This is a genomic window from Kitasatospora sp. MBT63, assembly GCF_000710465.2.
GTDB lineage: Bacteria > Actinomycetota > Actinomycetes > Streptomycetales > Streptomycetaceae > Kitasatospora.
Window position 1 is genome coordinate 1 of record NZ_JAIZ01000293.1, and the last position, 7,008, is coordinate 7,008.

General features: G+C 75.2%; 7 protein-coding genes. 5 read left to right on the forward strand and 2 right to left on the reverse strand.

The features are described from left to right. The 4 genes from AA75_RS18040 to AA75_RS18055 all read left to right on the forward strand — a co-directional run. A partial coding sequence (locus AA75_RS18040) for an ABC transporter permease (RefSeq protein WP_033821105.1) occupies positions 1 to 693 on the forward strand: 693 nt, incomplete at its 5' end. A gap of 8 nt (positions 694 to 701) precedes the next feature. Then, on the forward strand, positions 702 to 1,676 hold the full coding sequence (locus tag AA75_RS18045) for an LD-carboxypeptidase (protein WP_199520347.1): 975 nt from the start codon (positions 702 to 704) through the stop codon (positions 1,674 to 1,676). Then, positions 1,664 to 2,497, forward strand: coding sequence for a M55 family metallopeptidase (locus AA75_RS18050; RefSeq protein ID WP_033821106.1), 834 nt, complete (start codon positions 1,664 to 1,666; stop codon positions 2,495 to 2,497). Before AA75_RS18045 ends, AA75_RS18050 begins: the two co-directional genes overlap by 13 nt. A gap of 49 nt (positions 2,498 to 2,546) precedes the next feature. Continuing rightward, on the forward strand, positions 2,547 to 3,893 hold the full coding sequence (locus tag AA75_RS18055; RefSeq protein ID WP_082526609.1) for a M20/M25/M40 family metallo-hydrolase: 1,347 nt from the start codon (positions 2,547 to 2,549) through the stop codon (positions 3,891 to 3,893). A gap of 56 nt (positions 3,894 to 3,949) precedes the next feature. On the opposite strand, the gene AA75_RS18060 is transcribed toward AA75_RS18055, so the two are convergent. Both AA75_RS18060 and AA75_RS18065 read right to left on the reverse strand, forming a co-directional pair. Further along, on the reverse strand, positions 3,950 to 4,717 hold the full coding sequence (locus AA75_RS18060) for a DUF2637 domain-containing protein (protein ID WP_149038220.1): 768 nt from the start codon (positions 4,715 to 4,717) through the stop codon (positions 3,950 to 3,952). After that, a complete protein-coding gene (locus AA75_RS18065) occupies positions 4,714 to 5,028 on the reverse strand; it encodes a hypothetical protein (RefSeq protein WP_033821107.1) in 315 nt (104 codons plus the stop codon). Before AA75_RS18065 ends, AA75_RS18060 begins: the two co-directional genes overlap by 4 nt. 324 nt (positions 5,029 to 5,352) lie before the next feature. On the opposite strand from AA75_RS18065, the gene AA75_RS18070 reads away from it, so the two are divergent. Continuing rightward, positions 5,353 to 6,693, forward strand: a complete 1,341-nt coding sequence (locus tag AA75_RS18070; RefSeq protein WP_368666583.1) for an IS21 family transposase — start codon at positions 5,353 to 5,355, stop codon at positions 6,691 to 6,693. Positions 6,694 to 7,008: the final 315 nt, after the last annotated feature.

The window sequence follows — 7,008 nt, forward strand, 5'->3', positions numbered from 1 at the left end:
TCCCGGGTCGGCCCCAGCCCCGCCCACCCGTTCGGCTTCGACCTCCAGGGCTGCGACTTCCTCGGGCAGGTCGTCCGCGGCAGCCGCCCCTCACTGGTCATCGGCCTCGCGGTGACCGCGGGCGCGCTGCTGGTCGCCGTCCTGCTCGGCCTGCTGGCAGGGTTCTACGGCGGCTGGGTCGACGCCACCGTCTCGCGGCTCACCGACGTCTTCTTCGGCCTGCCGTTCGTCCTCGGCGCCACCGTCGTCCTGGTCGCCTTCCCCGACCACGGCCTCGGCGCGATGACCCTCGTCCTGGTCGCCCTCGGCTGGACCACGATGACCCGGGTGATGCGGGCCCAGGTGATCGGCGTCAAGGACGCCGACTACGTGCAGGCTGCCCGCTCCACCGGCGCGGGGCCGCTGCGCCTGATGACCCGCCACATCCTGCCGAACGCCGTGACACCGGTCGTCGTGGTCGCCATGCTGAACGTCGGGAACGTCATCTCGGGGGAGGCCACGCTGGACTTCCTCGGCGTCGGACTGCAGTACCCCGCCCTCTCCTGGGGGCTGCAACTCAACGCCGCCCAGGCGTACTTCCTCGACTTCCCGCACCTGCTCGCGTTCCCCGCGCTGTTCCTGTGCGCGACGGTGCTGAGCTTCATCCTGCTCGGCGACGCCGTCCGCGACGCGTACGACCCCAAGCTGAGATGAGGACCGCCGTGCCCCCTCCACCGCCCCCGGCGCCGCCGCGCGTCCCGCCGCACCTGCTGCCCGGCGACCGGGTCGCCGTCGCCGCACCCGCCGGACCGGTCGACCCCGCCCTGCTCGCCCGCGGCACCGCCCTGCTCACCTCCTGGGGGCTCGAGGTCACCGTGCTGCCGCACGTCCACGACCGGCACCTCGGGCACCTGGCCGGCCGCGACCACGACCGGGCCGCCGACCTCACCGAGGCGCTCGCCGACCCCGCCGTCCGCGCCGTGTTCTGCGCCCGCGGCGGCTACGGCACCCAGCGCACCGTCGACCTGGTCGACTGGGCACGCCTCGCCGACGCCCCGCCCACCGTCCTGGCCGGCTCCAGCGACGTCACCGCCCTGCACGAGGCCTGCGCCGTCCGGCTCGGCACCACCACCCTGCACAGCCCGATGCCCGCCACCGCCGCCCTCACCGACCACCCGGCCAACGCCGCCCACCTCCACGAGGTGCTGTTCCAGCCCGAGAAGGTCACCGAACTCCCGCTCGGCGCGGCACCCCTGAGCGGCGGCACCGCCGAGGGCCGGCTCGCGGGCGGCAACGCCAGCCTGCTCGCCGCCTCCATCGGCACCCCCACCGCCCTGCCGCCCGACGGCTGCCTGCTGCTCCTGGAGGAGACCGGCGAGGAGCCCTACCGGCTCGACCGGATCCTCACCCAGCTGCTGCGCGCCGGCGTGCTCGACCGGGCGGCCGGGATCGTCCTCGGCGACTTCACCGACTGCGGCGACCCGGACGAGGTCCGCGCGCTGCTCGCCGACCGGCTCGGCCGCCTCGGCGTGCCGGTCGCCGCCGGACTGCCGGCCGGCCACGGCGAGCTGCAGCTGACCGTCCCGCTCGGCACCCGGGCCCGGCTCACGCCCGCCGCCCTGCGCCTGCTGGAACCCCCGCTCGCGGCCCGCCCGGTCGCCGACCACCCGCCGGAGGCCGTCCGATGCGCGTCCTGATCTCCGCCGACATGGAGGGCGCCACCGGGACCACCTGGCCCGGCGACGTGCTGCCCGGCACCCCCGGCTGGTCCCGGATGCGCCGGATGCTGACCTCCGACGTCAACGCCTGCGTGGCCGGGCTGTTCGAGGGCGGGGCCGCGGAGGTGGTGGTCAACGAGGCCCACGACAGCCAGCGCAACGTGCTGATCGAGGAGCTCGACCCGCGGGCCCGGCTGCTGGCCGGCCGGCACAAGCCGCTCGGCATGATGCAGGGCGTCGAGGAGACCGACGCGGTGGTGTTCCTCGGCTACCACACCGGGGCCGGCCTGCCCGGGGTGCTCTCCCACACCTACCTGGGCGCCGGACTGACGGGGTTCCGGATCGACGGCGAGCACGCCGACGAAGGCCGGATGAACGCGCTGACGGCCGCCGAGCACGGGGTCCCGGTGGTACTGGTCACCGGGGACGACCTGGTCTGCGCGGCCGCCCCCGGCTGGGCGCCGGGCACCCGTACCGTCGCGGTCAAGGAGTGCGTCAGCCGGTACGCCGCGCTCTGCCTGCCGCCCGGGCGCAGCGCCGAACTGATCCGGGCCGAGGCCAGGGCGGCGGTCGCCCACCGGGTGCGGCACGGCCGGCCCGCACCGGTGTCGGGCCCGCACCGCTTCGAGATCGACTTCCACGCCACCCATCAGGCCGAGGCCGTGGCGGCCGTCCCCACCGTCGAGCTGACCGGTCCCTGCACGGTCGCGTACACCGCGCCGACGGCCACCCGGGCCGCCCGCACCTTCAAGATCTGCACCGTCGTCGCGAAGGCCGCCGCCGAGGAGGGCTACGGCTGACCCGGCCCGGGTACCGCACCACCCCGCGCCCCGAACGAGAGGACCGCCGATGACCGCCGCCCCGAGACCCGCCGAGCCCCCCGCGGCCGATGCCGCGCCGTCCGGGGGCGGTGAAGCGGCCCGGATCTGCCACGGGCTGCTGCGGATCGACTCCACCAACCCGGGCGACGGCGGCGGGCCGGGGGAGCGGGCGGCCGCCGAGTACGTCGCGGAGCTGCTGACCGGCGCCGGTGCGGACCCGCTGCTGGTGGAGGCGGCGCCGCGGCGTGCCAGTGTGCTGGCCCGGATCCCCGGCAGCGAGCCGTCGCTCGCTCCGCTGCTGGTCCACGGCCACCTGGACACCGTGCCGTTCGACGCCGCCGACTGGTCCCGGCACCCGCTGTCCGGGGAGCTCCACGACGGCTGCCTGTGGGGGCGCGGCGCGGTCGACATGAAGGGCACCCTCGCGATGACGCTGGCGCTGGTCCGGTCCTGGGCCCGGTCGGGCCGGCGCCCGCGCCGGGACCTGGTGCTGGCGTTCCTGGCCGACGAGGAGTCGACCGGGGAGTTCGGCGCCCGGTACGTGGCCACCCGGCACCGCGACCACCTCGACGGCTGCCGGGAGGCGATCGGCGAATCCGGCGGCTTCTCGGTGCCGGTGGGCCCGGACCGCCGGATCTACCCGGTGGCCGTCGGCGAGCGCTGCACCGCCTGGATGCGGCTGACCGCCACCGGCCCGGCCGGACACGGCTCCCGGGCGGCCGACGGGAACGCCGTCGCCACCCTCGTCCACGCGCTGTCCCGGCTCGCCGCACACTCCTGGCCGACCCGGCTCACCCCGCCCGTGGAGGCCCTGATCGCGGCGCTGGAACGGGTGTTGGGCACCACCGTCGACCGTGACCGGCTGGAGGCCGAGGCGGCCCGGCTCGGCCGGGCCGGCGAGCTGTTCGCCCACACCGTCCGCAACTCGGCCAACCCGACCGTCCTGGCAGCGGGCCACAAGGTCAACGTGGTGCCCGGGACGGCGCGGGCCCAGGTCGACGGCCGCTACCTGCCGGGCACCCGCGAGGAGTTCCTGGAGACCGTCGACCGGCTGCTCGGGCCGGGCGTGGCCAGGGAGTTCATCAACCTGGAGGACGCCGTCGCGGGCGACCCGGCCGGGCCGGCCTTCCGGGCCATGGCGGACGCCCTGCGGGCCGAGGACCCGGGCGGCCACGCCGTCCCGTACCTGATGTCGGGCGGTACGGACGCCAAGACGTTCAACCGGCTGGGCATCGTCTGCTACGGCTTCGCGCCGCTGCTGCTCGGCACCGGGCTGAACTACCAGCAGATGTTCCACGGCGTCGACGAGCGGGTGCCCGTTGCCGGGCTGGAGTTCGGCGTCCGGGTGCTGGACCGCTTCCTCGGCTCGTACTGACCACCCGGCTCCTACCGCCCGCCCGCCCGGTCCCGGGCTCCCGCGTCAGGGTCGGGTCAGCGCGGCGCCCGGTGCGTGGCCGGGCGGCCGAGCTGCTGGCGGGCACTGCGGGCGGCGGTGAGCTGGCGCACCAGCTGCTGGAGTGAGACGACGGCGGTGACCGGAGGAAGCCCCGCGACGATGACGGCGGGAACCGTCCGGGCGGCGTCCGCCACGCACAGCCCCGTCGCGAGCGCGGAGAACACCACGACCACGACCCAGGAGTGCAGCGGCGGGCGCCCGTGCAGGGCGGCCCGCAGGACCGACAGGCAGCCGGCCAGCCAGGGCCCGTAGAGGACGACCGGCCACAGCTGCGACAGGCCGCGCGGCACCCTGGACAGCGCCAGCTCCCGCAGCGGGTGGTAGGAGAGGGCCCAGCCGAGCACGCAGACCGCGGTGACCGTCACCGCCGTCAGCACGCCGAACGTCGAGCTGATCCGGTCGGACCAGCCCGTCGCGGGCGGCCGGCTCCGCTTCCGGTGCCGGGAGGCCGGCGGGTCGGCCGGCCCGGCCATGCGGGGTGCGGACTGCGTGACGGGCGCGCGCTGGGCCGGCACGAAGCCGCCCTCGGCCCGCCCGTCACCCGGCATGGTGACGGGCGGGGACAGCGGCGGACCGGCGTACGTGAAGCCGACGCCGTGGGCGAGGCTCTCACCGCACCAGTCGCCCGGCGCGAACACCCCGTCGTGGACCGGGTCGTGGACCGGGTCGTGGGCCGCCGCCCACGGGTCGCCGCCCGGCTCGCCGTAACCGTGACCCGGGTAGGAGGCGAGGAGCCCGTTCATCGGGTCGTACACCGCACACCCCCCGCCCGGTCGCCGGGTAGGGAATCGGACCGTCCCGGCGCGCCGCCACCGGCCGGGTGGCCGATCCGCGCGGCGAACTCCCGCTCGAGGTGGCGGATCTTCCGCATCAGGTCGGCCAGCAGCCGTGAGGTGTTGCGCAGGACGACCCGCTCGCCGTTGCAGACGAGGTAGCCGGTGCGGATGTCCCCGACGGCGTTGCGCCGGTCGGGGACGAAGAGCCAGTTGCCGAGTGCGGCGACCGGCTCCCGCTCGGGGGGTGATGGGGCGTAGGGGTGGCAGGTTGGGATCACGGTTCATAAACGAAGCCTGCCGCAGGCAGGTTCGGCGGCGTTCGGGTTCCCTTTCATATTCGGTTCCGGTGACGCTCCCCGGAATTACCCGGGGTGGCGCGACGGGGTGGGTCTTTTTCTGTCCGCCGCCCGTTGTGTCCGAAAATGCCCGGGGTTGGGTAATTCCATACTCAGCATCTGTGATGCTCGCTGAAAATCCCCATCGCGCACGGTTCTGGAGAAACGTTACTTCTATTTGATCATCCAACTCGCGTGCTATATTTCCGGCTTGCCTTCGGCATATTCAATGCCGCAGGACGTCGGCCGAGCCCATCGGGAGGTATCGTGATCAGTCCGGAGGAATACCGGCAGGCGCTCGATCTCCAACGCAGGGGATGGTCGATTGCCAGGATTTCCCGACAGCTGGGGCGCGACCGCAAGACGGTGAGATCCTATCTGTCCGGTAAACGCGCCCCGGGTCGGCGAATTCCCGCCGGTGATGATTTCCTCCGCTTCCTGCCGTACTGCCGCCGGCGTCTGACGGAGGATCCGCACCTCGCGGCGACCGTCCTGTTCGCCGAGCTCGTCGGGCTGGGATACCCGGGTGCCTACTCGACCTTCACCCGCGCGCTGCGCAGCCACGACGCCCGACCGCCCTGCGGGCAGTGCCGGGACGCGGGCGACGCCGGGAGCGGCGCATCCGCCGCGGCGCAGCCCGCCGGGCGGATCCGCTTCACCTGGCTGCGACTTCCCGAACCGCCGACGGCCTGGGGCTGCGAGGACCGGGCACACCTGCTGCTGGGCTCGCTCGGCCCCTCCGGCCGCTGGCGCGGGGCGCTGGCGCAGGGCGAAGGACTGCCCCACCTGGTCGAAGCGATGGACCAGGTGATGCGGCGGCTGGGCGGAACCGCCGGCCGCTGGTGCTTCGACCGGCTGCCGGAGCCCTGCTGCGCCCCGGACGGGCGGGCGACGCCCGAATTCCGGCGGGTGGCCCGGTACTACGGCGCCCAGTTGGAGATCCGCCCGCGGGACGGCGCCCCACCGCCGGCGGGCGCGGGCCCCGGCCGGGCCACCCGGTCGTGGTGGAGCGCGGTGACGGACGGCACCTCCCTGCCGGACGCGCAGGACGCCCTCGACCGGATCGCGGAGCGGATGGACCACCGGAGCCGGGAGGCTGCGCATCCGGGCGCCGGGGACGACGCCCGCCCGCGGGCCGACCCGCTCCGCGCGCTTCCCGACGCACCGTTCCCGCTCTGGATCCGGACCCGGCGGACCGTCACCGCCCAGGGGCTGGTGCCCTTCGGCGGGAACCTCTACGCGGTGGCGCACCACCTGGCGGGCGCCGTCCTGATGGTCGGCCGTCGCATCGACCAGTCCCACCTGTCCATCGCCACCACCGCCGGGGCCGTGCTCGCCCGCTACCCGCTCGCCCCGGCGGGGGCGGGACGGACAGTCGTGGAACGCAGGAGCGTCGTCCTGGAGCGGCGCCCGGGCCCGAGCGCGGAGGTCCCGCACTGCCGCAGGAGTACGCCGCGCCCGCCGTCCGAGGAGGCGCTGGCGGAGGCGGCCGCCCTGCGCGCCCAGATCGCGGGCCGGCCCGCCTGCCGGCTCGGGAACGCGCCGGGCAACCCGACCGGGCGGGTGCCGCCCCCCAGGGACGGCTCGGCCGACGGCGGCAGGACCTGACCCCGCCGGGTCCCGGTTCGGGGTGCGGGGCTCGGGGTTCGGGGTTCGGGGCTCTGGTTCGGCCGAATGTCCGCCGTGCGCCCGGCGATTCAGCGATCGCTCCGGATGGCCGACCGGGAATCCGGCAGGAATCCGACAGGAAATCCGGGGGCGAATCCCACTCAGGGAACGGCCGTCCGTCGAGGTGCCGGGGCCGGCCCTGTCATCCTGCCGTCGCACTGCACCGGGCCCGAGGGTCCACCTTTGGGCCCCGCCGCGCCGAGGGTCGCGCTCACTCGTTGGGGTGAACCCCGGAAGGATCGGACGCGTACCTAT

Coding starts and splice junctions, on each gene's coding strand:
- AA75_RS18050 (WP_033821106.1), top strand. CDS start 1,664: ATGCGCGTCCTGATCTCCGCCGACATGGAGGGCGCCACCGGGACCACC.
- AA75_RS18060 (WP_149038220.1), bottom strand. CDS start 4,717: ATGAACGGGCTCCTCGCCTCCTACCCGGGTCACGGTTACGGCGAGCCG.
- AA75_RS18055 (WP_082526609.1), top strand. CDS start 2,547: ATGACCGCCGCCCCGAGACCCGCCGAGCCCCCCGCGGCCGATGCCGCG.